General features: G+C 43.9%; 22 protein-coding genes. 10 read left to right on the top strand and 12 right to left on the bottom strand.

From position 1 onward, the window contains the following. Positions 1–87 precede the first annotated feature (87 nt). Positions 88–582, bottom strand: a complete 495-nt coding sequence (locus OCU30_RS13420; protein ID WP_077314546.1) for a MarR family winged helix-turn-helix transcriptional regulator — start codon at positions 580–582, stop codon at positions 88–90. Positions 583–709: 127 nt separating this feature from the next. On the opposite strand from OCU30_RS13420, the gene OCU30_RS13415 reads away from it, so the two are divergent. Then, a complete protein-coding gene (locus OCU30_RS13415) occupies positions 710–1,600 on the top strand; it encodes a DMT family transporter (protein ID WP_077314547.1) in 891 nt (296 codons plus the stop codon). 383 nt (positions 1,601–1,983) lie between these two features. Further along, the gene (locus OCU30_RS13410; protein ID WP_077314548.1) at positions 1,984–2,589 is read left to right on the top strand and encodes an alpha-ketoglutarate-dependent dioxygenase AlkB family protein; all 606 of its coding nucleotides are present in this window, start codon (positions 1,984–1,986) and stop codon (positions 2,587–2,589) included. Here the strand turns inward: OCU30_RS13410 and OCU30_RS13405 are convergent, their stop codons facing one another. Continuing rightward, positions 2,590–3,504: a DMT family transporter gene (locus OCU30_RS13405; protein WP_077314549.1), complete on the bottom strand. Its 915-nt coding sequence runs from the start codon at positions 3,502–3,504 to the stop codon at positions 2,590–2,592. Positions 3,505–3,597: 93 nt separating this feature from the next. Here OCU30_RS13405 and OCU30_RS13400 point away from each other — a divergent pair, with 93 nt between their 5' ends. The 3 genes from OCU30_RS13400 (at position 3,598) to OCU30_RS13390 (ending at position 6,282) form a co-directional block, all read left to right on the top strand. Beyond that, the gene (locus OCU30_RS13400; protein ID WP_077314550.1) at positions 3,598–4,488 is read left to right on the top strand and encodes a LysR substrate-binding domain-containing protein; all 891 of its coding nucleotides are present in this window, start codon (positions 3,598–3,600) and stop codon (positions 4,486–4,488) included. Positions 4,489–4,656: 168 nt separating this feature from the next. Continuing rightward, entirely contained in the window at positions 4,657–5,505 is an 849-nt protein-coding gene (locus OCU30_RS13395; protein ID WP_077314551.1) for a pirin family protein, read from the top strand. 306 nt (positions 5,506–5,811) lie between these two features. Continuing rightward, a complete protein-coding gene (locus tag OCU30_RS13390) occupies positions 5,812–6,282 on the top strand; it encodes a DUF2850 domain-containing protein (protein ID WP_159439134.1) in 471 nt (156 codons plus the stop codon). Here OCU30_RS13390 and OCU30_RS13385 read toward each other — a convergent pair. Both OCU30_RS13385 and OCU30_RS13380 read right to left on the bottom strand, forming a co-directional pair. Continuing rightward, entirely contained in the window at positions 6,279–7,661 is a 1,383-nt protein-coding gene (locus OCU30_RS13385; RefSeq protein ID WP_077314553.1) for a TrkH family potassium uptake protein, read from the bottom strand. The two genes, OCU30_RS13390 and OCU30_RS13385, sit on opposite strands and share 4 nt — an antisense overlap. Further along, on the bottom strand, positions 7,658–8,320 hold the full coding sequence (locus OCU30_RS13380; protein ID WP_077314554.1) for a potassium channel family protein: 663 nt from the start codon (positions 8,318–8,320) through the stop codon (positions 7,658–7,660). Before OCU30_RS13380 ends, OCU30_RS13385 begins: the two co-directional genes overlap by 4 nt. 226 nt (positions 8,321–8,546) lie before the next feature. On the opposite strand from OCU30_RS13380, the gene OCU30_RS13375 reads away from it, so the two are divergent. Continuing rightward, positions 8,547–9,668: a mechanosensitive ion channel family protein gene (locus tag OCU30_RS13375; protein ID WP_077314555.1), complete on the top strand. Its 1,122-nt coding sequence runs from the start codon at positions 8,547–8,549 to the stop codon at positions 9,666–9,668. Positions 9,669–9,754: 86 nt separating this feature from the next. Here the strand turns inward: OCU30_RS13375 and OCU30_RS13370 are convergent, their stop codons facing one another. Genes OCU30_RS13370 through dgcN form a run of 3 tightly spaced genes read right to left on the bottom strand, consistent with a single transcriptional unit; the run spans position 9,755 to position 12,596 of the window. Then, the gene (locus OCU30_RS13370; protein WP_077315088.1) at positions 9,755–10,612 is read right to left on the bottom strand and encodes a D-amino-acid transaminase; all 858 of its coding nucleotides are present in this window, start codon (positions 10,610–10,612) and stop codon (positions 9,755–9,757) included. Between the two features lie 5 nt (positions 10,613–10,617). Beyond that, positions 10,618–11,592, bottom strand: a complete 975-nt coding sequence (dgcA, locus tag OCU30_RS13365; RefSeq protein WP_077314556.1) for an N-acetyl-D-Glu racemase DgcA — start codon at positions 11,590–11,592, stop codon at positions 10,618–10,620. Beyond that, the gene (dgcN, locus tag OCU30_RS13360) at positions 11,592–12,596 is read right to left on the bottom strand and encodes an N-acetyltransferase DgcN (RefSeq protein WP_077314557.1); all 1,005 of its coding nucleotides are present in this window, start codon (positions 12,594–12,596) and stop codon (positions 11,592–11,594) included. Before dgcN ends, dgcA begins: the two co-directional genes overlap by 1 nt. 832 nt (positions 12,597–13,428) lie before the next feature. On the opposite strand from dgcN, the gene OCU30_RS13355 reads away from it, so the two are divergent. Together OCU30_RS13355 and alr are read left to right on the top strand one after the other, a co-directional pair. Further along, on the top strand, positions 13,429–14,787 hold the full coding sequence (locus tag OCU30_RS13355) for an alanine/glycine:cation symporter family protein (RefSeq protein ID WP_077314558.1): 1,359 nt from the start codon (positions 13,429–13,431) through the stop codon (positions 14,785–14,787). 72 nt (positions 14,788–14,859) lie between these two features. Next, positions 14,860–15,936 carry an alanine racemase gene (gene alr / locus OCU30_RS13350; RefSeq protein ID WP_077314559.1) on the top strand — a complete coding sequence of 359 codons (1,077 nt, stop codon included), beginning with the start codon at positions 14,860–14,862 and terminating at the stop codon, positions 15,934–15,936. A 64-nt stretch (positions 15,937–16,000) separates the two neighbouring features. Here alr and OCU30_RS13345 read toward each other — a convergent pair whose 3' ends face one another. Together OCU30_RS13345 and OCU30_RS13340 are read right to left on the bottom strand one after the other, a co-directional pair. Further along, positions 16,001–17,233 (bottom strand): MDR family MFS transporter, encoded by a 1,233-nt coding sequence (locus OCU30_RS13345; RefSeq protein ID WP_077314560.1) that lies wholly within the window; start codon positions 17,231–17,233, stop codon positions 16,001–16,003. A gap of 141 nt (positions 17,234–17,374) precedes the next feature. Beyond that, complete coding sequence (locus OCU30_RS13340; RefSeq protein WP_077314561.1) at positions 17,375–19,735, bottom strand: Lon protease family protein; 2,361 nt, start codon at positions 19,733–19,735, stop codon at positions 17,375–17,377. 599 nt (positions 19,736–20,334) lie between these two features. Between OCU30_RS13340 and OCU30_RS13335 the strand changes: the two genes are divergently transcribed. Then, entirely contained in the window at positions 20,335–21,606 is a 1,272-nt protein-coding gene (locus OCU30_RS13335) for a diguanylate cyclase domain-containing protein (protein WP_077314563.1), read from the top strand. A gap of 46 nt (positions 21,607–21,652) precedes the next feature. Here the strand turns inward: OCU30_RS13335 and xapA are convergent, their stop codons facing one another. After that, positions 21,653–22,483, bottom strand: a complete 831-nt coding sequence (gene xapA, locus OCU30_RS13330) for a xanthosine phosphorylase (RefSeq protein ID WP_077314564.1) — start codon at positions 22,481–22,483, stop codon at positions 21,653–21,655. 114 nt (positions 22,484–22,597) lie between these two features. Here xapA and OCU30_RS13325 point away from each other — a divergent pair, with 114 nt between their 5' ends. Further along, the gene (locus OCU30_RS13325) at positions 22,598–23,530 is read left to right on the top strand and encodes a LysR substrate-binding domain-containing protein (protein ID WP_235861864.1); all 933 of its coding nucleotides are present in this window, start codon (positions 22,598–22,600) and stop codon (positions 23,528–23,530) included. A gap of 12 nt (positions 23,531–23,542) precedes the next feature. Here the strand turns inward: OCU30_RS13325 and OCU30_RS13320 are convergent, their stop codons facing one another. Together OCU30_RS13320 and rbsK are read right to left on the bottom strand one after the other, a co-directional pair. Further along, positions 23,543–24,547 carry a substrate-binding domain-containing protein gene (locus OCU30_RS13320; RefSeq protein ID WP_077314565.1) on the bottom strand — a complete coding sequence of 335 codons (1,005 nt, stop codon included), beginning with the start codon at positions 24,545–24,547 and terminating at the stop codon, positions 23,543–23,545. A gap of 15 nt (positions 24,548–24,562) precedes the next feature. Next, positions 24,563–25,480 carry a ribokinase gene (gene rbsK, locus OCU30_RS13315; RefSeq protein ID WP_077314566.1) on the bottom strand — a complete coding sequence of 306 codons (918 nt, stop codon included), beginning with the start codon at positions 25,478–25,480 and terminating at the stop codon, positions 24,563–24,565. Between the last annotated feature and the right edge of the window lie 29 nt (positions 25,481–25,509).

Below are 25,509 nucleotides of genomic sequence, written 5' to 3'. Positions count from 1 at the left end.
AGCCAGATGACATTATCACCGGCTGTTTTTTTGATGACTAATAATTTTCATATCTTTTAGCCCTTATTTGTCTCAATAAATATCGGCTTATCGCTCACCATTATCAAGTGACAATAACCATTGTTTAAGAAGCGCCGATAACGTTTGCTGATCGTCGCTCGATAGCTCCACGAGTAATCTCTCTTGCATTGCAACGTAGTCATCTAAAATAGTATCAATGCAGGCTAACCCTGATGACGTCAATAGCACTTCCACACTGCGTCTATCTTCGCGGCTGTGCTCACGGACAATCATTCCTTTCGCTTCGAGCTTATCCAATCGATTTGTCATGGCACCAGAAGTTAGCATCATAGAGTGTAAAAGCGCTGAAGGTGTCAAGCGATACGGCTCTCCATGACGACGTAAAGTCATCAGTACATCAAACTCCCCCGTCAGCAGACCATGAGACTTTAGCCAATCACTGATTTGCGCTTCTAAGTATTTAGTCACGCGCAACATGCGTCCCAGAATGCCCATCGGTAATGTATTGAGATCTGGGCATTCTTGCGCCCATTGACGACGAATTATATCAATTGAATCCATTAGCTGTGGTTACTCTCATCAAACCGCATCGAACCTGCGATATTATATTTTAACGTTAAGATACTTTACCGAATTGCTGTCAACCTGTATAGTTAACGTAAAATAACTTAATATAGAGATACTTCACATGAACATAATATTCGCCATGATCCCTGCCTTTCTATGGGGAACCACTTATTCAGCGACACAATATACTCTTGATGGGTGGCCTCCTTTGTTATTGGGCGTATTGAGAGCGCTTCCCGCAGGGTTGTTACTGCTATTAATCAAGCCCAGTTTACCAACAAAAGCATCATGGAAACCCTTACTGTTGATTGGCACAGTTAATATCGGAGTATTTTTCTGCTGCATATTTGTGATGGCGCAAACCCTCCCCTCAGCGATTTCAAGTGTCGGTATGATGGGAGTACCAGTGGTCGCAATGTTGATTCATTGGATAGTTAACGGCGTCAAACCCTCTGCACTCAAAGTAATGTGCGGTATTGGTTTGTTGGTATTCGCTTGGCAACTCTTTAACCCGAATTCAATATCGCTCAATGGTATGGGATTATTCGCCATGGCACTAGCGATGCTGTGTTTGATCATCGGCTCGCTACTCACCCAAAAAATAGGCAAAAATATACACTGGTGGACCGTAGTCACATGGCAGTTATTGTTTGGTGGCATGGTATTAATACCCGTCGCGTTAATCCACGCCTCGATGCATACCGACGCTTACGTTCAAGCGATCAGCGCTTTTTCATGGAAAAATATGATGGGTTTGCTGTGGGTGAGTGGCTTTAATACCGCGTTAGGATATGGCTTATATGTGTGGTTAATTCAACGCATGTCGATTGTTGATTTTACATTTGGTGGGATCGCCAATCCAATCGCTGGTATCAGTTGCGGCTTAGTGCTATTAAACGAGTCCTATACGCCTGAGCAATTTATTTTAATGCTAGCGATGGTAGTCACCTCACTGCTCCCGCAAATTATTCATGCTCGCCAACAAGCTAAACAAACTCTGCAACCGCAATAACCCATGCAGCGATTTGAAACAGGCAAAAAAAAGCCAATCACAATGGTGTGATTGGCTATATATAAGTGTGAACAAAGTCAGTTCACTAACAACGTCAGTTGGCTAGGTGACTCCCGGCTTAAAGGAGTCAATTTATATTATGCATTTAGCGTGCCAACTCTTATAAGTGGTTATTTTCGCTTTAAATCTACATTTTGAGTATAAAATCGCATATTAAAGAAGAATTTGGCATAAACAATCTTTGCATTTTGCAATTATATTGCTAATTGCAATTTTAAAATGCGCCATTTCAGCCACGACGAGAACGATGAACGCTTGATTTTGCGTAGTAGACGGGTCTCTGACACTATATCTCTATTATTTGATTGCTAAGTGATAACCCGATGACACTTCCCTTATTTGCGGCTGACTCACCTGATTGGCTAAAGGTTAAAGACGGTGAGTTATTATGGATCCCTAACTTTCTTTCTCGTGTTGATGCTTCTTATTACTATGAGCGTTTATATAAACAACTCGATTGGCAACAACAAGCCATCACATTATTTGGCAAGTCCATCATGCAACCTCGCCTGCAGGCTTGGCACGGAGATAAGACTTATACCTATTCAGGGTTGACCATGCCTCCCAATCCATGGATCTCAGAATTACTGGAGCTCAAATCACGGTGCGAACAGGCAGCCGAACATCGCTTTAATACCGTTTTCGCCAATTTATATCGTGATGGGCAAGACTCTATGGGATGGCATCAAGACAATGAAAAAGAGCTGGGAATAAATCCAGTGATTGCGTCACTGTCTCTAGGTGGTACACGCCGTTTTGTGTTTAAACATTTACATTGTAAATCTAAGATGGAATTAGAGCTCACACCCGGCTCATTATTAGTCATGGCTGGCTCCCTTCAACATCACTGGCAACACGCATTGCCAAAAACACAAAAGCCAGTGGAACCGAGAATTAATCTCACGTTTAGAAACGTAGTGTCTGAGTAGTTAGACGAGAGCATGGCGACGCTGCCATTGTTGTTTAATGGTGGGAACAAAGCGAGCCATGTTGGCCAACACTATCACCGTTAATCCGAGCGCTTGTTGAGTGGTGTAACTGACATCGAACCACAATAATTGCCAAATAGCCGAGAAAATTAAGTTAGTGAAGATGAGCGGCGCAAGCTGTGAGCCAGAAGATGCCAAACGATAGGCTTTCGCTCTAAACAACTGAGTACCAACCACCAACATGCCAATTCCAAGTAATGCCCAAAGAACCAAAGTACTGTGCGACTCATAAAGCGAGACGACATTGAAATTAGATGAATCAAGCATCATTAACATTGGAGCTAAGATGATGACTGCGCAGATAAAGCTCCATAAACTCATCTCCTGACTGCTAAGGCGAGTTTGCGAGACCTGATACAAGGTGACTTGTGATCCGGCATTGAAGATGCCAGCGGCTAACCCTAAGCCCAAGGCCCAATCCCAATGAAATTGGCTGATACCGCCAGAAAGTAGGATCACGCCAACAAAAGTCACCAATAATGTGACGATCGATCCCCAGCGTAATAAGCGTTTAAAGGCAATACGTTCCATAATTGGAATGAACAACGGCCCAGTACTGAACAACACCACACACTCCACCAGCGATAAATGTTGTAGCGCAAACATGAAACACATTTGTCCAGCTCCCATACAGGCGCCACGAATCCATAACATGCGTCTTTCCGATTTTGAAGGCCACGTGATGTGTTTTTTCAACATCCATCCACCTAGTATAACGATCGGGATCAGATAACGAACAAATGTAAGGGATTCTGGTGAATACTCATCACTGACCAGTTTACAAAGCAAACCAGATAAAGATAAGCAAAAGGTCGAAAACAACATGAAAATAACCGAATAAACAGACTTCAGCATAATGACTCCTTAGCAACTAGGCGCTATGATAACGATTCATTACACAGAAAAATAACGAGTTAAACTAACTAAACCTGTAAGAAAAACTTAACTATGAGACGATTTCCTCCACTAAAAGCACTGTATTCCTTTGTTGCGGTCGCTGAAACCGGCAGTATGACCCAAGCGGCTGCGGCGTTAAACATTAGCCACTCAGCTGTGAGTCAAGCTATTAAGTCTCTTGAGACTTTAGTGGACCAACCGCTGTTTCATCGAATCGGCCGACGAGTCGAGCTTAATGCCGCAGGTCAACGCTACTACAAAGCGGTCGCGCCACCGTTAGAGCAAATAGTACATGCGACAGAAGCGCTACGAACCCCAAGCGATTCCAAACGCATCACTTTGAATATGATTAATTCACTCGCCATGCAGTGGTGGATTCCCAAAGTACCCGAATTTCAAGCGTATGCTCCTCAAATTGATGTGCGAACGTCGAACTTAGTTGGCCAGTTTTCTCTGGAAGAAGAAGGAGTGGATGTCGCCTTAATACATGGCATTCCTTCCGAATGGCAGAACTACTATTGTGAAAAATTGGCGGACGATGAACTCGTCCTAGTGTGCCATCCCAACCTCTGCCAAGAAACGCAAGCGGTCTCAACACTCCTGCAACAATATCCGGTGATCGCGGCGACCAATGCACATCGCGCGAATGATTGGGCGCAATGGTGTAAACAGCATAAGGTCCCCGTCCCAACCTTTTCCGACCATTTAACCTTTGCGAGCTCGGCACAAGCAGTCCAAGCAACCTACCGGCAACTTGGCTTGCTCGTCACGCACCGATTGTTTGTCAAAGATGATATTCAGCAGGGTATCCTGACACTGCTCGGCCACCCTGTTTTGCATCCCACTCAAGGTTTTTACTTTGTATGTGCCCATGAGCGCCTGACCGAGGAAAAAATTCTATCTCTACGCCATTGGATGAGAGTCGAGTTTGGCAACGAGTAGGGAATAGGTTGTTGTCAGAGTGTGGTTGATACCCCCATTCTTTTGTATTGACCAAGAAACGCATTAGCGAAAGATGTTCAAATTTTTCAAACGACTTTCTCAAGAGATTCTACTCATCTTTTGTTTACGCGTTGGTTACACTGCGTTTACAAAGTGAGGAGATCATCTATGGCAACCGCTAAAACTGTGAAACAACGTATCCCATCTCAACCAACCTCTGATGGTGATGGCGTCAAAATTCAACGTATTGCTGCATTCAACAACGCTGCAACGTCACCGTTTCTCATGCTCGATGAATTAAAATCAGATGAAAGCCGTGATTATATCGGTGGCTTTCCCCCACACCCTCACCGTGGTATCGAAACGTTCACTTACATGATGACAGGACATTTCCAACATCGTGACCATTTGGGAAATGTTGGTGAGCTACGCGATGGCGGCGCACAATGGATGGCAGCTGGGCGAGGTGTCATTCACAGTGAAATGCCAATCATGACTGATGGGCAATTGCATGGTTTCCAAATTTGGATCAACCAGCCAGCCAAAGACAAGATGAAACCGGCCAAATACCATGATTTTCAGCCAGAAGTCATGACAGAGTTTACTAATGATAAAGTGGGGCTCTTGCGTGTATTGGCGGGAAATATTACGGCAGATGAGCAAGTACTTAGTGGGCCACTACAAGAAATAGCAGTTGAAACTATTCTTGCTGATTGGCGGGCAGACCCTTCACAAACTATCACGCTAACCGTGCCAAGCAATCACAACACTATGTTGTATGTTTATGCTGGTACGCTTGTCGTGAGTGGCACTGAAATACACAGTGGTGAACTCGCCATATTGAATGAAGGCGATACTGTCACCCTGACTGCTCAATCAAATGTGGGTAGCTTACTGCTTAGCGGCGAGCCTCTCAATGAGCCTGTCGTTCACTACGGTCCTTTTGTGATGAATAGCATTGAAGAAATTCAGCAAACGATAGAAGACTTTAACAACGGAGTATTTGAAACTTACTAACCTTCGTGTAAACCGAGTAATACTGCCTTTGAAACCAGTACGACTTATCCATGCCTGTTGTACTTCGTTTCTGCCGCGTGGTTTTTGACTACGCGGCTTTTTTATTTTGTGGCTGTCACATAGCAATTACTGACAATCATTCTATTTTGTCTACACTCATTAATAGATTTTATGGTAAACATAACCATAAAAACTGATGATACGCATAAGGGGACGCGTTTAAAATAGTAAACGCTCGTCACATCCGAGTGTGATTTCATCTTCCTTATCAATGCATACATAAGATACCATGACAGAGAGCGGCCTGTGAAAAAGACCATTATCGAAAAATTGTTAAATAATGAGGTTATTTTCAAGTCAGTTGCACTAACACTATTAAGCATTATTGGAATACTATTTGGTTGTTATGGCTATAGCAGCTATCAAGACTACATTAATCCCAAACAGGTCTATGGTAAATGGATAGAAATCGGCGTACCCAGTTATGACACAGAAGTCATGACGCTATCCGACAGAGGCGTTTACCAAAATAATCGTTTGATCAGTACAAAATTTAAATTTGATGGCACTCTTATCACCATTAAAACTGGAGAGGGGGTCACTCAATATGAACGAATCACTCTACATAATGTACCAAAACTAAAACTCATTACACCAAACTCTACGAGCAAAATGTTTGTTAAAGAAGGTTTTGTTGATGAATACAAAGCTGCGACTGGAAGCAGTTCTACTCAACAACAACGCCTTAACCTATCAGAGTATTTTCAAAAAGATTAACCTGTGAGTACATTCTCTTCTGGGTATTTTAGCAAGGTCGGCTCCGCGCGAGCTAACATATAAGCAAGCGTTAATGGCCCTATTCGACCGACAATCATCACGACAATCAAAATCATTTTGCCCGGCTCTGAAAGGTGAGCCGTTAGCCCAGATGACAGGCCGACAGTGGCAAACGCCGAAATCGTTTCAAATACCACCTGCTCAAATGTGGCTTTTTCAGTGATTAATAGCAAGAACATCGACATCATTAATATCACGCCACTGACGATAATAATCGCGAGTGCTTTCGTCACTGTCGGCCAGCTAATCGACCGTTTAAACAAGACAACACTTGAACGTTGGCGTAAAAAGCTCCAGGTTGCTAGAAGAGCGACCATAAACGTTGATACTTTTATCCCGCCGCCAGTAGAGGTTGCGCCTGCGCCAATTAACATTAAAAAAATCATGATCAGCATCGCTGAATGAGTAAATTGGCCGATATTGACACTATTAAAGCCAGCTGTGCGCGCACTCGCCGATTGGAAAAATGCAGCTAACCATTGGGATGCAGGAGATAAGCTCCCCAACGTTGCGGTATTATTATGTTCAAGTAGCCAAAACATTACCGTACCAAACGCGAGGAGAACCGGCGTCGCCGTGAGCATAATTTTACTATGTAAATGCAACCGCGCCCACCCCTTCCAGCCGTTCGACCAAACATCACCAATCACGGTAAAACCTAAGCCGCCCAATATAAATAAAATCGACAACGTCATTATGACTAACGGATCACCAACGTAGCTGGTCAAACTGTTGGAAAACAGAGAAAACCCGGCATTATTAAATGCAGATACCGCGTGAAATAATGCGTAAAATAATCCATCACTCCAGCCTTTTTCCGGTACCCAGCGAAACGCCAATAAACCCCAACCAATACATTCAGCCACTAACGCAAATATGATGATTTTTTTGACTAATGAACGTAGGTTAATGTCGTTATTTTGTCCTAATGCTTCTTTTGCAAGGGCTTGTTGTTGCAAACTTAAACGTACACCAAATAGGTACAACAATACGGCGGATAAGGTCATCTGCCCCAACCCACCAATTTGCATCAGTATTAGCAATAAAGACTGGCCAGCTCGTGTAAAGTGTGTGCCGGTATCAACCACACCTAAGCCCGTTACACTAATCGCGGAGGTCGCGGTAAATAGCGCATCTAATAAACTCAATCCAGTTTTGGAAAAAACAGGCAACATCAGCAGTAACGCTGCAGGGAATAATACCGCGACAAAACTCATAAAGATGATACGCGGTTCGTTACTATGCTTTTTTCGGTGCTTTTTCCCTTTCAACTGAGAATAGGAAATAAATAACCCTTGGCGCGGGCGCTTTAACTTCATAGGGCTTTTAATCTCTTCATCAGGATCTCTTTATGCCCAACAACGACTAACATGTCACCAATTTCGAGCGCAATATCAATACTGGGTGATGGGCGTAATTCAGGACCACGCCGAAATGCCAAGACGGAAACACTCTCTTCCCCCGTAAAAGGTAACTCTGCAATGGTGTGCCCGAGCCATTTACCACCAATGACAATTTCAGTCATCGCCCACCCGCTACCAAGTTCATGGAATTCAACCACACGCCGATCAAGCATTTGCCTTGCGACACGCACGCCCATATCTCGTTCCGGCATAATGATATGATCAGCACCAATTTTCTGTAGAATTTTCACATGTGCACGATCGTTCGCTTTCACCCATACCGATTTCGCGCCATGCTCTTTAATGACCAAAGTTGCCAGCATTGAGGCATTGACGTTTTCGCCAATAGAAACCATAACCATATCGTAGTCATTGAGTTTGAGTTCGGCGACGGTTTCTTCATGAGTACAATTAGCAATAATGGCTTGCGTAGCGATACTAGACGCTTCTTGAACTTTTTCTTCATCAACATCGACCGCTAAAACTTGTGCTCCTGAATCAACAAGTTCCTGACAAACTGACAGCCCGAAACGCCCTAACCCAACCACCGCAAATTGTTTATCTTCTGTTTTCATTGATTTCTACATACCTGTATAGGATGAACGAACACGGCTCATCATCATTTAAACAATATCGCTATTAAGCAACACTCTGAGTCAGTTGTCTATCTTACTCACTGCTAGATGTCGACGAGTTTATAGCAGTCTCGCATTTCCTTGCCAACATGAGTGTTAAGCAGTAGAGAACTCATTCTATTTCTGATATTTTTGCAATGAATTCAGCAATCAATTGATGAGTAGTATGAACGACTTTCTTCACATGTTACAAACATCGTCCCATTTTAAAAATTTAGATAACAGCGTCATATTTATCACAGTGGCGAGCTTGATCGCTTGGGGACTGTGGCGGTTTATCTATGCACGGTTGGTTAGCATATCAGAGAAAACCAAAACCTATTGGGATGACTTGTTACTGCGCGCCCTCAAGACTCCAATCAGTACGTTGATTTGGTGTTGGCCTGCCACCATTTCGATTGGCCTTATTCTCGAAGAGCATGATGAATCACACTTTGATTGGCTACCAACATTAAAGCCGCTGATGTTAATCGCGATATTTATATGGATTCTAGTTCGCTTAGTGACGGAAATCGAACACCAATGCTTACAGAATCGTAAATATGACGAAACCACAGTACAAGCGGTAGCAAAAGTAGCTCGTTTATTCTTTGTGACCATCGGCCTATTATCATTCATGCAAGCCTTTGGATTAAGTCTATCGGGCTTATTAACCTTTGGTGGTGTTGGTGGTTTGATTGTCGGTTTAGCGGCCAAAGACCTACTATCGAATTTTTTTGGTGGCATGATGATTTACTTCGACCGTCCGTTTAAAGTCGGCGAATGGATTCGTTCACCTGAGCGAGAAATTGAAGGGACTGTTGAGCGTATTGGTGGTCGTATGACGGTCATTCGCACCTTTGATAAGCGCCCATTGTATGTACCGAACTCAGTCTTCAGTAACATCGTAGTGGAAACTCCCTCGCGAATGCTCAATCGTCGCATCTACGAAACGATTGGCCTACGTTATCAAGACAGCGATAAAATTCCAGATATTATTGAACAAATAAAAGAAATGCTAAAAGAACACGACGAGATTGATAGTGACCAAACGATGATCGTTAACTTTAATTCATTTGGACCGAGTTCTTTGGATTTCTTCGTGTACACCTTTACGAAAACCGTCAATTGGAATCGCTATCATGAGGTCAAGCAAGATGTATTACTGAAAGTCATTGATATTATTCACGATAATGAAGCCGATATTGCTTTCCCAACACGAACATTAATGATGCACAATTCAGTACAACCTGAGCCGGATCCGCAACAACAATATCAAGATGCATCATCTCAATACGATGATAATTAAAAGAATAATCAGCTCCATGCCCGTTCTAGAGCTTGTGCGAACATAAGCTTAAACAAATAAGCCCTCCATAATGGAGGGCTTATTGATTATTCCGCCGCGGCTAGAGCGGCGTTAATATAAATCTCACGCAGTTTTAACGCGATGAGGCCTGGTTGACCATCACCAATCGGTTTATCATCGATCGCCACGACCGGCCACACAAAGGTGGTTGCCGAACTAATGAAGGCTTCTTTAGCTGCATAGGCTTCGTCGATGGTGAAATGACGTTCTTCTATCTCAATATCAAACTCTTGGGCCAGCTTCATAAGCGAGGCGCGAGTAATACCATGTAAAATATCGTTACTCAGTGGGCGCGTTACAATCTTATCGTCTTGCGTGACAATATAGGCATTATTTGAGCCACCTTCTGTGACATAACCATTTTCTATCAGCCATACATCATCGGCACCGGCAGCATGTGCAGCATGCTTTGCCATGCATGCTGGCAATAAGTTCGTCGTTTTTATATCACGGCGTCGCCAACGCATATCTGCGTACGAGATTACTTTAATCCCTTTTTTGGCTTTAGGGCTATTCACCAAGTTACGTTCTTGGGTAAATAGCACTATTGTCGGCGGCACTCCGTCATGGTAGGTAAAATCACGATCGCCCTCATCACCTCGAGTTAATTGCAGATAGATCCCCCCCTCGTGCAGTTGATTTTTTTCGATCAAGGTATGTTGAATGTCGGTCAACTCTTGATAGCTCAGAGGAAGCGTTAAATTCAATTCACGGCATGAACGCTCAAGACGATGAAAATGCCCCAAATTGTCAATGAGCTTGCTTTGCAAGACTGAGGTCACTTCATACACAGCATCGGCAAATAAAAATCCCCGATCAAAAATCGATATATTTGCTTGTGATTCAGGCAAAAACTTGCCATTTAAATAAACAGTACGTTCCATCGTTTCTAACCCCATAATTGTGGTGTAAATGGTAGCATGACGTTATCTTCAAACGTAAAGCCATGTTCGATATCTTCGCTTAATAACAATGGCCCATCGAGATCAACGACTGCCACATCTTGTGCGACTACAAACGCGGGAGCCATACTTAAGGACGATGACAGCATGCATCCAACCATCACCTCAAAGCCCGCTGCTAAAGCGGCTTTTTTTAGTGCTAATGCCTCGGTTAAACCGCCCGTTTTATCGGTTTTTATATTGATCATATCGTAGCGATTCGTGAGTTGAGGCAGACTACTGCGGTCGTGACAAGATTCATCAGCACAGATAGGAATCGGTCGCTCTAACGTCTCGAGAAGAGCATCATCACCAGCAGGGAAAGGCTGCTCTATCATATCAACATCGAGTTTTACCAACTCAGGGACCAGTAATTGATAGTCTTCCCGGGTCCACGCTTCATTAGCATCTAAGATAATCCGAGCATTAGGTGCGCCATGACGTACCGCTTGAACGCGTGCCAAATCGCCGGCACCACCCAGTTTTAACTTCAATAAAGGACGCTGTGCATTCTCTTTTGCCGCCGCTTCCATCTTTTCTGGAGTGTCTAAGGACAGAGTAAATGCGGTAACGACAGAGCTTGCCGAGTGATGAGCTCTCTCCCAAATAGTCTGATGGTTCAATTTGCATTCCAGATCCCACATTGCACAGTCAATCGCATTTCGCGCTGCGCCGGACGGTAATAGATCCTGCAACGACTCTCGTGATAGCCCACTCTCAAGCGCGGCCGTCACAACGTGGATTTGTTTTTCAACACTCTCGATCGACTCATCATAACGTGCATAAGGAACGCATTCTCCGCGTCCGATGGCTCCATCTTGCTCAAGCTGGACAATCAAGGTATCTGCTTGTGTTTTTGACCCCCGAGAAATGGTAAAGTGACCTCGAATCGGCCAACTTTTTTTATAGACTGAAACCTTCATTAGCACTCCAATAGGCGGTCGACGACACGGCCAATACCTTGACGGAACGGATCAACCACTGGCAGACCAAGATCTATTTCAACTTGCGCCATATAAGCCAATGCTTGCGCTTCTTCCATTGCCGAGGTATTGATAGAAACTCCAACAAACTTAACATTCGGATTAGTTAAACTCGCCGTTTCAAGGTTACGTTGAATACACAAACTCAGGTCTGGCAGTTTATAATCAGGTAGGCCACGCATATGTTCACGAGTCGGCTCATGGCATAACACTAATGCATCCGCTTGCGCGCCATGAATTAATCCAGTGGTTACACCTGCAAAAGACGCATGGAATAACGATCCCTGACCTTCAATCACGTCCCAATACTCCGCGGCATTATCAGGAGAAATCGTTTCAATCGCACCCGCGATAAAGTCAGAAACAACCGCATCTGCACTGACTCCCGCGCCAGTAATCAAAATACCCGTTTGCCCTGTTGCGCGAAAATCCGCCGCGACGCCGCGTTGCTTTAATTCATGTTCGATAGCGAGTGACGTGTACATTTTACCCACAGAACAATCGGTACCTACCGTCAGGATTCGTTTACCGGTACGTTTTTTGCCATTAGCGACCGGATACACTTGAGTAGGAAAACGTACATCAAACAACTCTTGATTACAGCGCTTAGCACATTCGACTAACTGGGGAATATCGTTCAAGCGATTGTGTAACCCAGCAGCAATATCCATTCCCGCTTCTAGAGCATCAATTAATACGCTAATCCAATCTTGAGAGATGATCCCACCTCGGTTTGCAACACCAATGACTAACGTTTTCGCGCCCTGCTGAGCCGCTTGTTCAATGGTCAGATCGTCTAAACCGACATCAGCGTTACACGCGGGTAAACGCAGTTGACCTAGACACGAGTCAGGTCGCCAAGTGGTAATACCTTGAGCAACTTTGGCCGCTAGTGGATCGGCGGCATCGCCTAAAAATAATAAATACGGTTGTTTAAGTTCCATTTTTTCTCTCCCTGAGTCACCAGTACCACTGGTCATTCGTATTGTCGTTTTGTTACCTACCAGTGCAAAATACGTGACAGATTAATAATAGAAAAGTGTTATTTTTTCGCCTATTAACAGGAGCAGATAATACATAACGCGGTTCTTAGCATCACCACTCGACCTACCTCCAACCCGCCCACTAGCGTTATGCGCTAATCATTTAATCATAATTAGTATTTAGCACTAATCATAATATAAAAAAGCAGACAAAAATTCTAAATAGACTCACGTATTGATATGGAATATTCTTCTTTTTATATCACAAATGGCAGAGGATCACTCTCATCGTTAAACCTTAAAATTTAGAATTCACTCTCACTTTAAGTGCAAAAAATATCAATTTGCATCACTGTTATACTTTTATTTATCCATTGTTATGTTTTTCGTGACCTCAACCACATCGTTAAAACACCACGTTGGTGCAAATGATCATGTTTTGTGCGCTTAAAAAGTAGATGTTGAATCAAAAATTATTATAAATGCATAAGTACACAACTCGGCTATTCATCATTGTCTCTATCATCACCGTCCGCTCCTCTTCCTAAAAAACAATACAATATGCTAATTTAATGCGATAAATTAGTATAAAAAACAAATAAAGGCATAAGATTATCGTTTTGGCATGAGTAATGGTTTCTCCATCACACTAATTAAGGTACTAATAAGACACTCCTATAGCTAACAGTTTGTTTTAGACGTTTCACTACATTTATGGTCTATAACTTGCAATAATGGCTATAGTTAAGATAAGCAATTGCATAACAATCAACAATATGGAAAAGGGATAAGGATGGAAACAATTCAAGCGTTTGTAGCAGCAATCAACGGCGTGGTGTGGGGAGTCCCTATGCTGGTCTTGATTCTCGGTGTGGGAATTTATTTAAACTTTGGCTTAAAGTTTATGCCCATGTTCAATATTGGACGAGCTTTTAAACTTTTATGGCAAGGCCGACAAAATAGCGCTGATGGACAGGGTGAAATTCCGCCTTTTCAAGCATTGATGACCGCAATGTCAGCCACAGTGGGGACGGGTAATATTGCAGGTGTCGCTACGGCGGTATTTATTGGCGGCCCAGGCGCCCTCTTTTGGATGTGGATGACCGCTTTACTCGGTATGGCAACCAAATACGCAGAAGCCGTACTGGCCGTTCATTTTCGTGAAAAAGACAAAAGTGGTGAGTTTGTCGGCGGCCCGATGTACTACATCAAGAATGGTATGGGTGAAAAATGGGCTTGGTTAGGTTCGTTGTTTGCTTTATTCGGCACTGTCGCCTGTTTTGGTATTGGTAACGGCGTACAAATTAACTCGATAGCCCAAGTGTTAGAAACCAACTTTGCGTTTTCTCCTTTAATCGTTGGCTTAGTGGTTATGGTTCTCGCGGGCGCCGTGATCATTGGTGGTATTAAGCGTATTGGTGCATTTGCGGGCGCTTTAGTTCCTGTCATGGCGCTAGTTTATGTGGTTGGTGGGGTGATTATCCTACTTATGAACTTAGATGGTATTTTACCGGCGCTAAGCATGGTAATTACTGAAGCCTTTACCCCAAGTTCAGCTCAAGGTGGCTTTGCGGGCGCTACCGTATGGATGGCCATTCGTTTTGGTGTCGCACGTGGTGTATTCTCAAATGAAGCAGGGTTAGGTTCAGCGCCTATCGCTCACGCCAGTGCGCATACTAATGATCCGGTTCGCCAAGGTATGGTCGCCATGCTGGGTACGTTTATTGACACAATTTTGATCTGTACCATTACCGGTTTAGTTATCATTATCTCAGGTCAATGGACCAGCGGCGAGTCAGGTGCTGCATTAACCTCTGCAGCCTTTGATCAAATCTTACCCGGTGTCGGTGGATATATTGTTGCAGTCGCACTCGCTATTTTTGCCTTTACGACTATTGTCGGTTGGTCTGTATATGGTGAACGCTGCGCTACCTTCTTGTTTGGTCCAAAAGCTTTACTGCCATTTCGGATTATTTTTGTTGTGGCACTGCCCATTGGCGCTACCATGTCTTTAGACTTTGTCTGGTTATTAGGTGACACACTTAACGCAATGATGGCCATTCCAAACCTGATTGCACTCGCAGTATTGAGTCCCGTCGTCGTGAAACTCACCAAATCATACTTCAGTTCATCAACCAACTCTGATAACTAGGTAAAATCAAAAAGTCATTAAAACTGTTGAGCTCCCACTACGGTGGGAGCGTTGTTCAACTAAGGAACATACATGATCACAGCACAAGCTATCGTTGATTTAGCAGCGTTACAACACAACTACAACAACTTAAAGGCTCAATGCCAAAACCAAAAGTTAGTTGCAGTGATCAAAGGTGATGCGTACGGGCATAACGCAATAGAAGTCGCACGAGCGCTACCTCAAGCGGATGCCTTTGCGGTCGCACGTATTGAAGAAGCCGTCGCATTGCGAGATGCTGGTATCACTCAGCCTATCCAATTACTTGAAGGCTGCTTTTGCCAAGAAGATTTAAAAACAGCGTCTGAACTGGCGCTGCAGACCACCATTCATAGCCCTGAAACATTACGTGATTTTCAGCAAACATCATTGAGTACCCCAATGACCGTGTGGCTGAAAATCGATACAGGCATGCATCGTATCGGGGTAATGCCGACGGAAGTCGATAGCTATGTGCAGGCTATCCAAGCGACAGGTAAGGTAGCCGGCGATATCGGGTTCATGAGTCATTTCTTTTTAGCCGATGATGTGGATTCAGTGGCAACGGAACAACAAATCAGTGTATTCAAAAAGGCCACGCACGCCTATCCCGGACCTAAAAATCTCGCGAACTCTGCTGGCTTATTATTTTGGCAAGATAAAGACTTTGATTACTGTCGCGGTGGTATCGCGCTTTATGGGATTTCTCCTTCCGACAACCACATTGGTCAAGAGCATGGTTTATGCCCAGTGATGACTCTACAATCAACATTGATTGCAGTACGTCCTCATCAAGCAAAAGAATCTCTTGGCTACGGACATACTTGGACCGCTCAACAAGACACTCATATTGGCGTCGTGGCACTTGGTTATGGCGATGGTTATCCGCGCTGTGCGCCGGCCGGAACCCCCGTTATGATTAACGGACGCCGTGTCCCGGTAGTGGGGCGAGTGTCTATGGATATGATTACGGTCGATTTAGGGGCTAAATCGCAAGATTGTGTGGGCGATTGTGTCGAATTTTGGGGGAATCAATTACCGATAGAGGAAGTCGCGAAGGCTATTGGCACCATTCCCTACGAGCTTGTCATTAAAGTGGCGCCGCGCGTCGCCAAACGCTTCCTACGCTAACGCTGTCTGACGATATACGGAGCAAAGATACCCCGCTCCGTATTATCACCGCTTTGCGTGCTCGCTACGCCATTTGCCGAGCGACGACATCGTCATGTCTTTGTGCCCGATGATACAGTGCCACGACCAATATACACAGCAGCACACACAGCGAATAGAGCCAGCTTGAACCACCCATGTCAATCATCAGTCCGCCAAGCAAAGGGGCTATTGCAAATCCAAAACCCGATAACCCCATCGCACCATAATAACTACCACGCAAATGTTCAGGCGCTAATCTATCCAGCTGCACGCCCAACGTTGGGAATACAATAACCTCGCCGACACTGAGTAAAAATGAACAAACATACCAACCTTGTGGCCAATCTTTGGTGGTAAACACAAAACCAATTTGCGAGATTAAGAACAACACAATGCCGATTTTTGCACGCATAAATAACGACAGAGGCTCTAATAATCTCAGCAATGGAAATTGGAACAAAATACAAGTAATGGTATTGACCAATACTAAGCTCGAGACTATTTCCGCGGCCCCATCCAAACCTGAACGAACAATAACCTGGGGTAACGAACTTTCAACTTGCGCGTAAACAAACATCAGTAACAGATTGGCCAGTAGCAAGATCATGAATAAGCGGTCTTTGCTAATCACAGCAAACGCCGCCGCAAAATGCGGCAATTGGGCTTCATCATGCTGAGCATGCACTTTACCTTTATTGAGCACCATCAATAAAGCACAGCCATAAAGGATGTAGCTAAACCCGGTGAATAGAAACAAACTTTGTGGTTGTGATAATCCGAGTGTTATACCGATTAAAGGGCCCAGTGTTCCACCCAAATTAATCGTAAAATAACGAAGGTTTAACGCCAGCTCACGATCCTTTTTATTGGTCAACTGGTCGCTAATCACCGATTTGGCAACTTCTTCAAGCATGGGGCGCGTTAAACCGGCGGCAGCAATCAAAACGTAGAATAACCAGATATGATCCGCAAGCCCAATGCCACCATATGCCACACAGGCTAAAGCGGCACCTATCAACATAATGGTGCGACGCCCAAAGAGATCGGACAAATAGCCAATGTAAAACCCCGCCGTACAGCCCAACATCGCAGAAAAGGCGAGCATTCCGCCGATCGTCACCGCACTCGCTTGATAGTCTCGATACAAAAAAACAATCAGAAAAGGCCACGCCATAAAATAGGTGGTGCGTACTAATAAAGTCCCGAAAATAACGGTCCATATACTCTGCGTGAAGCGAGCAAAGCGCGCCTTGAGAAATAAGCGATTGTCGTCCATAAACGTCGTAAAAATCCTTTGTATATTAATAACACGAGAATAAACGATGATAACAAATCTAATCTTAAAAAAATGGCTATTTTCTTGATAAAAAAAAGCCTGTCGGGCACACCAACAGGCTTATTTAGTTTGCTCAACCGCTTATTTTCTCAGTGCATTGAGCTTAGCTTGTGCTAATCCATACAAAGTATCAATTGGATAACTGCCATCTTGCGTCGCTTCTCCTGCACACTTACCAGAAAGCAGTTCAATGGCTTCGGTGACATGGCTTATAGCCCAAATATGAAACTCGCCCTTTTCAACCGCTTTCACAATATCTGCTCGTAACATCAAGTTATGCTGGTTGGAGCTGGGAATAATAACGCCTTGGCCAGAATGACGACCTTTAATTTTGCAAATATCAAAGAAGCCTTCAATTTTTTCATTCACACCACCGATCGGTTGCGACTGACCAAACTGGTTCATCGAGCCGGTAATGGCAATATCTTGTCGATTAGGGTACTGGGCAAATGCAGAAACAATGGCACAAAACTCCGCCATGCTCGCACTGTCTCCATCCACGCCACCATAAGATTGCTCAAAGGTAATACGAGTGGTTAACGGGACACGCGCCGTACGCCCAAACACAGAATGCAAATAAGCCGATAAGATCATCACCCCTTTCGAGTGAATACTCCCCCCAAGTTCAACACTGCGTTCAATATCAATGATATCACCATCACCATAAGACGTCGTAGCGGTTATCCGATTTGGAGCGCCAAACGCGAAGTCATTGCTCGCAAGTACTGATAGCGCATTGACTTGTCCCACAGCCTCGCCTTCGGTTTCAATCAACGTTGTGCCATTAATGAAGGTTTCGTGTACCCCATCTTGAATACGATTAACGCGTAACTCTTGGTTATGCAAAGCTTCATCGACATGGCTTTGCCTGACCATATTGGAATTGGCTTGCTTCGCCACGTAGTTAGCCTCACGAAGCAAGTTCGCAATATGCGCAGCGTGCAGCGATAATTTGTTCTGATTCCCCGTCATGCGCGAGCTTTGTTCGATGATGCGCGCAATCGCTTTGCGATCACAATGCAATAAATGGTTGTCATGTACCATGCTAGAAATGAGGCGAGCATAGTGCAGCTCTGAATCTGCTGTCCGCGTCATTTCATCTTCAAAATCGGCGGTAACACGAAATAACTCGCTAAATTCTGGATCATACTGAGCGAGTAGCTGATATGTCCGATAATCGCCAAACAGAATAATTTTTACATCAAGTGGAATCGGCTCAGGATCCAAAGACACCGTGCCCGTCAATGTGACTTCTTTCTCTAACGAGGTAAAGCTCAGTTGCCGCGCTCGCAAAGCACGCTTTAACCCATCCCAAACATAAGGTTGCTCAAGTACTTTCACCGCATCCATTAATAAAACGCCACCATTGGCTTTATGTAAGCTACCTGGGCGTATTAATGAAAAGTCTGTGAAAACGGTTCCTTTATACGTTGCGGTTTCAATATAGCCAAACAAGGAGTGATAATTCGGATTTTCTTCCACGACAATAGGCAGCTCTTCTGAGGGCCGACTCACCAATACATTCACCTTATAACGGCGAGGTAAGCGCTTATCTAACGCCGCAGTAGAAAGCTCAGCTTGCTCGCCGCCTTCTTCTAAAAAGATGTCAACGTTATCAACAATATCTTTTTGTAGCTCGGTTAAGTACGTTTTGATTTCAGCGTAGCGACTGTAGTCTTTTTTCAGCTGCTTAATGACATGAGAAATAACACCGCGTGTCACTTCGTCATTCAATTTTTTTATTTTGTCGGTGTACCCTTCTTCGCATTCGGTTAACTTACGCACCACATTACGCAGTTCCACTTCCAACTTATCGATAATATGGCCAAATTGCTCTTGCTCTTCACGGCTTAGTGCTGAGAACGTTTCTTCGGTATGCATTTCATCGCCGTTCATTGCCATGAATTGATACTCACCTTGAGGCGTAATCGTTAGGCTGACACCGCGATCTTTTGCCAATTGTGTCAGAACTTCTAATTCGGATTCTTGTTTTTGCGCAAGTTGATTTTTTAGTTTTTCTGAACGGCTAAAATACATCTCGTTATCAAACGCTAGCGGTATCGCTTTGACCAAACGCCCCATCAGTTTTTCTATATCTTGACGCAGTTTATGACCAATACCACAAGGTAACTTCAATACTTTAGGAGTACGGATATCATCGAAGTTCGCGACGTAACACCAATCATATAAAGGTGGGTGATCATGTTGATGGCGATTAAGATACCGTAAAATCATGGTACGCTTACCGAGCCCATTTTGCCCTATCGCATAAATATTATAGCCTTTATCACGGATTGACATGGCAAACTCAACCGCTTTTTGCGCCCGCTCTTGTCCAACAATTTCATCGACTGGTGATAATTCTTTGGTGGACTTACACGGTAATAAATCTAAATCTGCTACTTTATAAAGCTGTTCTGAACGCAACGCTTGAATAGCCATAATCCATCTCCTTCACTTATAATTGTTTTTCTTACTTCAGTTTAGTCTTAAATTCTCGAATATTTAGTGACTTACACCGTAGACTAATCTAAGTGAACGTTTATTGACCACTTTTAATCAAAATACACATCGTATGGCTGAAAACCCACGTTTTGATGTTCATATTTAGTAAATTTTGTTAACAAATTGACACAAAAAGAAAAATAAGCTTTTAAAGTGCAAATATTCGCTTTAAAACTGCGCTTTATGTTAAGAATTTGGGGATTAAACGTATTTCACTCGCTAAATGAGTGCTAACGTATAACCTTACGAAATACAACGATGTTTATTTTTCGCTTAACATATACAATGTTGCCATTCTTTATACGCCTTCATAAAAAAAATCTGCGTGATGGATGGGCAGCGACTACTCGCACGGCTTTTGTATCTAAATATCATTTAGGTACAGTGCGTATCGAACCTGACATGTTAACTCGTCATTTTGTAGCGCGTAGTAAGCATGTCACTGTCACTTTGCTAGGAGCTGTTAACTCAGCACGGTTTGTGTCCCTATCAATCGCATATTACGATGATACGGATACATTTATGGGTACCATTACATGACTGATCTATTTGAAAAAAGTACGATCCATCACCAAGAATTAGAATTATTCTCGACCATATTAGATCACAATACGAATGCTATTGGTGTGACAACTCTCGAGGGCGAGCTGATCTATCGCAACAAGGCATTTCAAGAATACTTTCCATACACAGATGAAACGAATATTCAGCCGTTGTTTCCGATAACGTTTGCTCGCATCAATTTCGATAAAATAAAAACAGAGTTGGAAGCGCAAGACGATCCCATTCATTTTGTTGAAACCAATCTGCAAAATAACGCTTGGTCTCATCTTACGGTGACACTGACATCTGTAGGACCTGTTCAGTATTTTATCTTTAATATTGACCACATGCTTTCGCCAGAACGCGAAGGCGTTCGGGTCAATATGCAACTAGAAAAAATCATTGACCAGTTACCAGTACTCGTTAGTCATATTGATAATAATGATAAATTCATCTTCGCCAATCATGCGTATACTGAGTTTTTTCAATGCACACTCGACGACATCATTGGTTATGCAATGCAAGATTTCTTGGGTGCTGAGATCTATGATCCTAATAAGCATTTTATCTCACGAGTCAAAACGGGAGAAACCGTAGAGTTTGATGTCTCTATTTTCAAAGGCAGCGATCTCAGAATGCTACAAGTACGACTCATACCAGGGGAAAGCTTTTTTGGTGACTACTATATTTTTGCCCAAGATGTGACTGAATTAAGAACATTCCAGAAAAAGTTAGAGTATCGCGCATATCACGACTCATTGACGGGCCTCACAAATCGTACCTATTTTCTCAACGATCTTGAAAAAAAATGCAAAGTGAAAACGAATGATGTTGGGCTGTTATTTATTGATGTCGATGGCTTGAAAAATGCTAACGATAAATACGGTCACGATTGCGGTGATAAGTTACTCAAAGATTTTGCCAAACAACTGAAGTCTCTACTGCGGCCTAGTGATAACCTTTCACGCTTAGCGGGAGATGAATTCACCGTGTTGCTATCTGGGCTCAATGAACCACTCAACGATCTGCATGATATTTGTCAGCGTATTCAAGAGCGTTTACCAAGCACCATGACTATCAACAATCACACCATTCCATGTAGTTGTAGTATTGGCGCAACATATATTGATCCACACATTGATTATACCGTAGAACAATGGCTATCTATTGCGGACAGTGCGATGTATCGGGTTAAACACCACGGTAAGGGTAGTTATAACGTTGAGATAGTATCGCCTCCCAACAGCGCAAATGTTGAAGAATAAATAAGCTGCCGTTGCTGGCAGCTTATTCTTAAGATTCTCTCTATGTTTAGACGTTAAAGTGATGACGAATAAACGACTGGACTAACTGAATGAAATCTTTTTCGGCTAGTTTGGCGCATTTCAGCGTTTGCTCGTGGGATAACACCACATCACTTAACCCTTCTGCCATATTGGTAATCGCACATACGGCTAATACGGGGAGTCCACAATGAGCCGCAGAGATCACTTCGGGTACCACTGACATACCAACGACATCTCCACCAATGGTTTGCATCATGCGAATTTCCGCCGCTGTTTCAAAATTCGGCCCAGTATAAGACACAAAGACCCCTTCATTAACGGCAATATTTTGCTGTTTAGCCACCTTTAATGCTTCGGCACGTAGCGATTTATCATACGCATTAGCAAGGCTAAAGAAGCGCGGACCGTACTCATCATCATTCGGTCCAATCATTGGGGATTCAGGCATCGTATTAATATGATCGTTAAAGATAACCAAAGAGCCAACATCAATACGCTCAGGACGTAGTGAACCAGCAGCATTGGTCACCAACATAAATTCACATCCTAAACGCTTGAAAGTACGCACAGGATTCGTCATCACTTTCATTGTTTGGTGCTCGTAGTAGTGACCACGACCTTTCATACACGCGACTTCTACTCCAAACAACTTACCAAGGACCAATTCACCAGAATGTCCTTCTACCGTACTCACCGGAAATCCTGCCAACGCTTCGTAAGGGATCACCACTTTGTCTTCCAATGAATCGGCAATCACCCCCAGACCAGATCCTAAAATTAATCCCGCTTTAGGTTGAAAGTTAGGTTTATGTGCGTAAATAGTTTCTAACGCGGTAGTGACCGGATCTGTCGTCATGATGTACTTTCCTTATTAGTGAGTGAATTACCACAATACCCTAATTACCATACTGAATAAATCGCTTAATTTGATACAATTGTGCTGTTATTCAACACAATAGGAAACGGTTGCATGCTGTCAAATGCGAATATTACTCTAAAGATGCTCAGATACTTTAACGAAGTGGCAACACAGGCCAATTTTAGTGCTGCTGCCGTGAAGCTTAATGTCACTAAATCGCCACTCAGCGCGCAAATTAAAGCATTGGAAGCACAATTAGGCGTTATCTTATTGCAACGCGATACCCGGAATGTGGCGCTCACCGATGCCGGTAAACAACTACAAGAAGAATGCCGCTTAATCTTTGATGTACTTGATACCTCGATCAATCGAGTTCAGCAGCGTCATCGGCATACACAAAGTACCATTAATATCGGGGTAATGAGCTCGATTTTTTGGGCAGGATTTGGACAGGCGTTCTATGAGATGCAGCAACATTTTGCCACGATCACGTTCAATCTCATTGAGCTGTCACCAGAGCAACAAAAGCGCGCACTGCAAGAAGGTCGGATTGATATTGGGTTTGTGCGTCATGCTGATACGCACAATATTGCCCCCCTGCAGGCAACGGTTATCTTCAAAGAGAGCATGGTGGTGGCGCTTACTGAGCATCATTGTTTAGCTCAGCACCCACACATATCCTTAACACAACTGAGTCAAGACGCGTTCGTTATGCTCAATCATACCAATTCCGCCTCCACTAACTTAATCAATCAACGTTGTCAGCTTGCGGGCTTTTACCCAAATATCATACAAGAAGTGACCGATCCAAACACACTATTAGCCGTTGTGTCGACTCGTAATGCAGTCTCCATTGTTCCTAAAAGCTATGCCAACCTAACTTGGCCGCACGTAACCTTTTTACCATTACAAGAAACCATCTACGCCGATATTTGCGCACTAACGATACCGCAAACTACGCAGCAAGTTTCCCAGCAAACCTCATCGATTATCGAGCGATGCCTAACACAGCTTAAACAAACGTTAGGCACCACGTATGAGTAATAGACGTTCGCATTAACACAAGCTTTTAACTGAATGACGCTCCACCAGCGTTGGTTCTAGTTTGATCATTTGCGGCTTGGCATCTGCCGACTGTAGTCGCGCTAATACCGCTTCGACGGCGGCTTTACCCAATCGATATTTAGGCTGATGAATCGTGGTTAATGCAGGCGTCATGAACTCCGCAATGCGGATATCATCGTAGCCAATAATAGAAATGGTCTCGGGAATGGCCACCTGGTGCTTGGAAGCGGCGTTAATTGCTCCCATTGCCATCATATCGTTACTGGCAAACAAGGCGGTTGGCTGCGAGGTGCATGCGAGTAAGGTATTCATCGCATCGTATCCCCCTTCACATTCAAAATTACTTTCGATAACCCATTCATCTTTGATCACCAGTCCAGCTTGCTGCATAGCGGCCTGATAACCTTGCAAACGATTTAGCGCCTGATGCTGGCTTAAAGGTCCCGTGATACAACCGATATGTTTATGTCCACAATCAATCAAGTATTGGGTCGCCATCATCCCTCCTTGATATGAGTTATCTAAAATCTTATCACTCACATCAACGGTAGGCCCCCAATCCATCACGACAACGGGGATATCCGGATAGCGTTCAAAGTCCATCACTTGCTGACACTCTAATGTCGTACACATCAACATCAAGCCATCGACACGCTTTTGCAATAACGTATCAATGGAAGCTCGCATACGCTGCTCATCACCTTCGGTGTTGCATAAAATTAAATTATATCCCTGCTGATAACAACTGCGTTCAACCCCTTTGACCACCTCACCAAAGAAAGGGTTGGTTGAGGTAGTCACCAACATTCCTAGAGTTTTAGTGCGGTTCATTTTAAGGCTGCGAGCTAATGCCGATGGCGCATAATTGAGTTGTTTCGCCGCCAAATTAACGCGCTCGGCAATATCATCACTGACATAACGCGTTTGGTTAATCACATGGCTGACTGTGGAGGTGGACACGCCTGCTTGTTTCGCGATGTCTTTCATGGTCGCCATAATGATGACTCCTCATTACTGCTGTTGTAAAAACTCAACGACTTCACTACGAGTCGGAATTGAGGTCTGCGCGCCCAAGCGCGTCACCGACAGCGCTGCCGCACCATGGGCAAAGCGTATCGCCGATTCTAAATCCATTTCTTCCAATAAACCAGTCACTAATGCGCCGTTAAAGGTATCACCGGCCGCAGTGCTATCGCGCGCCTCAACAGAAAAACCAGGTACCGTTTTACCGTGACCACGCTCACTGACCCAAACCCCTTTTGCCCCAAGCGTAATCATCACAGTTTGAATGCCTTTATCGTGCAATACTTGTGCAGCACGATGTGCAGAACCTTCATCGTTCACCGCAATCCCGGTCAACACTTCTGCTTCGGTTTCATTTGGGGTGATAATGTCGATACATGCCAGTAATTCATCATCTAATGGTTTAGCGGGAGCTGGATTTAATACCACACGCGTATCATGTTGTGTCGCCAGTTGCGCTGCATAAGTAATTCCATCTAAGGGAGTTTCTAATTGCATTAATAGATATTTAGCTTGTTTAATCGCAAGACAATGCTGAGCGACGACCGGTTGTGTTAAATGGGCATTAGCTTCTTCAGATAAACAAATGGTGTTTTCACCTTCGTCTGAGACCTGAATCATTGCGATCCCCGTCGGACAGTTCTGTTGCACTTCAATGTGTGCGACATCCATACCATCTTGTGCAAAACGCTCGCACATCGATTGACCAAACGGATCATCACCAATACTGGCGATAAAAGTAATGTCTCCATTAAGACGTGCCGCTGCAACGGCTTGATTGGCGCCTTTGCCACCCGCAATCACTTGATAATGATGGCCTTGTAAAGTTTCGCCCGGGCGAGGAAACCGCGGAACCTGCAATACATGATCGGCATTAACACTGCCAAGTACAACTAATTGACTCATGACATACGTCCTTATCTGGGAAATTGTAT

This window comes from Vibrio palustris, from assembly GCF_024346995.1.
In the GTDB taxonomy this organism is placed as follows: domain Bacteria; phylum Pseudomonadota; class Gammaproteobacteria; order Enterobacterales; family Vibrionaceae; genus Vibrio; species Vibrio palustris.
This window is presented reverse-complemented; position numbering and strand designations above follow the sequence as displayed.

Coding starts and splice junctions, on each gene's coding strand:
- dgcA (WP_077314556.1), bottom strand. CDS start 11,592: ATGAAGGTTTCAGTCTATAAAAAAAGTTGGCCGATTCGAGGTCACTTT.
- OCU30_RS13380 (WP_077314554.1), bottom strand. CDS start 8,320: ATGAAAACAGAAGATAAACAATTTGCGGTGGTTGGGTTAGGGCGTTTC.
- xapA (WP_077314564.1), bottom strand. CDS start 22,483: ATGACGACAGATCCGGTCACTACCGCGTTAGAAACTATTTACGCACAT.
- OCU30_RS13400 (WP_077314550.1), top strand. CDS start 3,598: ATGAGACGATTTCCTCCACTAAAAGCACTGTATTCCTTTGTTGCGGTC.
- OCU30_RS13340 (WP_077314561.1), bottom strand. CDS start 19,735: ATGGCTATTCAAGCGTTGCGTTCAGAACAGCTTTATAAAGTAGCAGAT.
- OCU30_RS13345 (WP_077314560.1), bottom strand. CDS start 17,233: ATGGACGACAATCGCTTATTTCTCAAGGCGCGCTTTGCTCGCTTCACG.
- OCU30_RS13410 (WP_077314548.1), top strand. CDS start 1,984: ATGACACTTCCCTTATTTGCGGCTGACTCACCTGATTGGCTAAAGGTT.
- OCU30_RS13370 (WP_077315088.1), bottom strand. CDS start 10,612: ATGGAACGTACTGTTTATTTAAATGGCAAGTTTTTGCCTGAATCACAA.
- OCU30_RS13415 (WP_077314547.1), top strand. CDS start 710: ATGAACATAATATTCGCCATGATCCCTGCCTTTCTATGGGGAACCACT.
- OCU30_RS13395 (WP_077314551.1), top strand. CDS start 4,657: ATGGCAACCGCTAAAACTGTGAAACAACGTATCCCATCTCAACCAACC.
- OCU30_RS13420 (WP_077314546.1), bottom strand. CDS start 582: ATGGATTCAATTGATATAATTCGTCGTCAATGGGCGCAAGAATGCCCA.
- OCU30_RS13375 (WP_077314555.1), top strand. CDS start 8,547: ATGAACGACTTTCTTCACATGTTACAAACATCGTCCCATTTTAAAAAT.
- dgcN (WP_077314557.1), bottom strand. CDS start 12,596: ATGGAACTTAAACAACCGTATTTATTATTTTTAGGCGATGCCGCCGAT.
- OCU30_RS13355 (WP_077314558.1), top strand. CDS start 13,429: ATGGAAACAATTCAAGCGTTTGTAGCAGCAATCAACGGCGTGGTGTGG.
- OCU30_RS13405 (WP_077314549.1), bottom strand. CDS start 3,504: ATGCTGAAGTCTGTTTATTCGGTTATTTTCATGTTGTTTTCGACCTTT.
- OCU30_RS13325 (WP_235861864.1), top strand. CDS start 22,598: ATGCTGTCAAATGCGAATATTACTCTAAAGATGCTCAGATACTTTAAC.
- rbsK (WP_077314566.1), bottom strand. CDS start 25,480: ATGAGTCAATTAGTTGTACTTGGCAGTGTTAATGCCGATCATGTATTG.
- OCU30_RS13320 (WP_077314565.1), bottom strand. CDS start 24,547: ATGGCGACCATGAAAGACATCGCGAAACAAGCAGGCGTGTCCACCTCC.
- OCU30_RS13385 (WP_077314553.1), bottom strand. CDS start 7,661: ATGAAGTTAAAGCGCCCGCGCCAAGGGTTATTTATTTCCTATTCTCAG.
- OCU30_RS13335 (WP_077314563.1), top strand. CDS start 20,335: ATGACTGATCTATTTGAAAAAAGTACGATCCATCACCAAGAATTAGAA.
- alr (WP_077314559.1), top strand. CDS start 14,860: ATGATCACAGCACAAGCTATCGTTGATTTAGCAGCGTTACAACACAAC.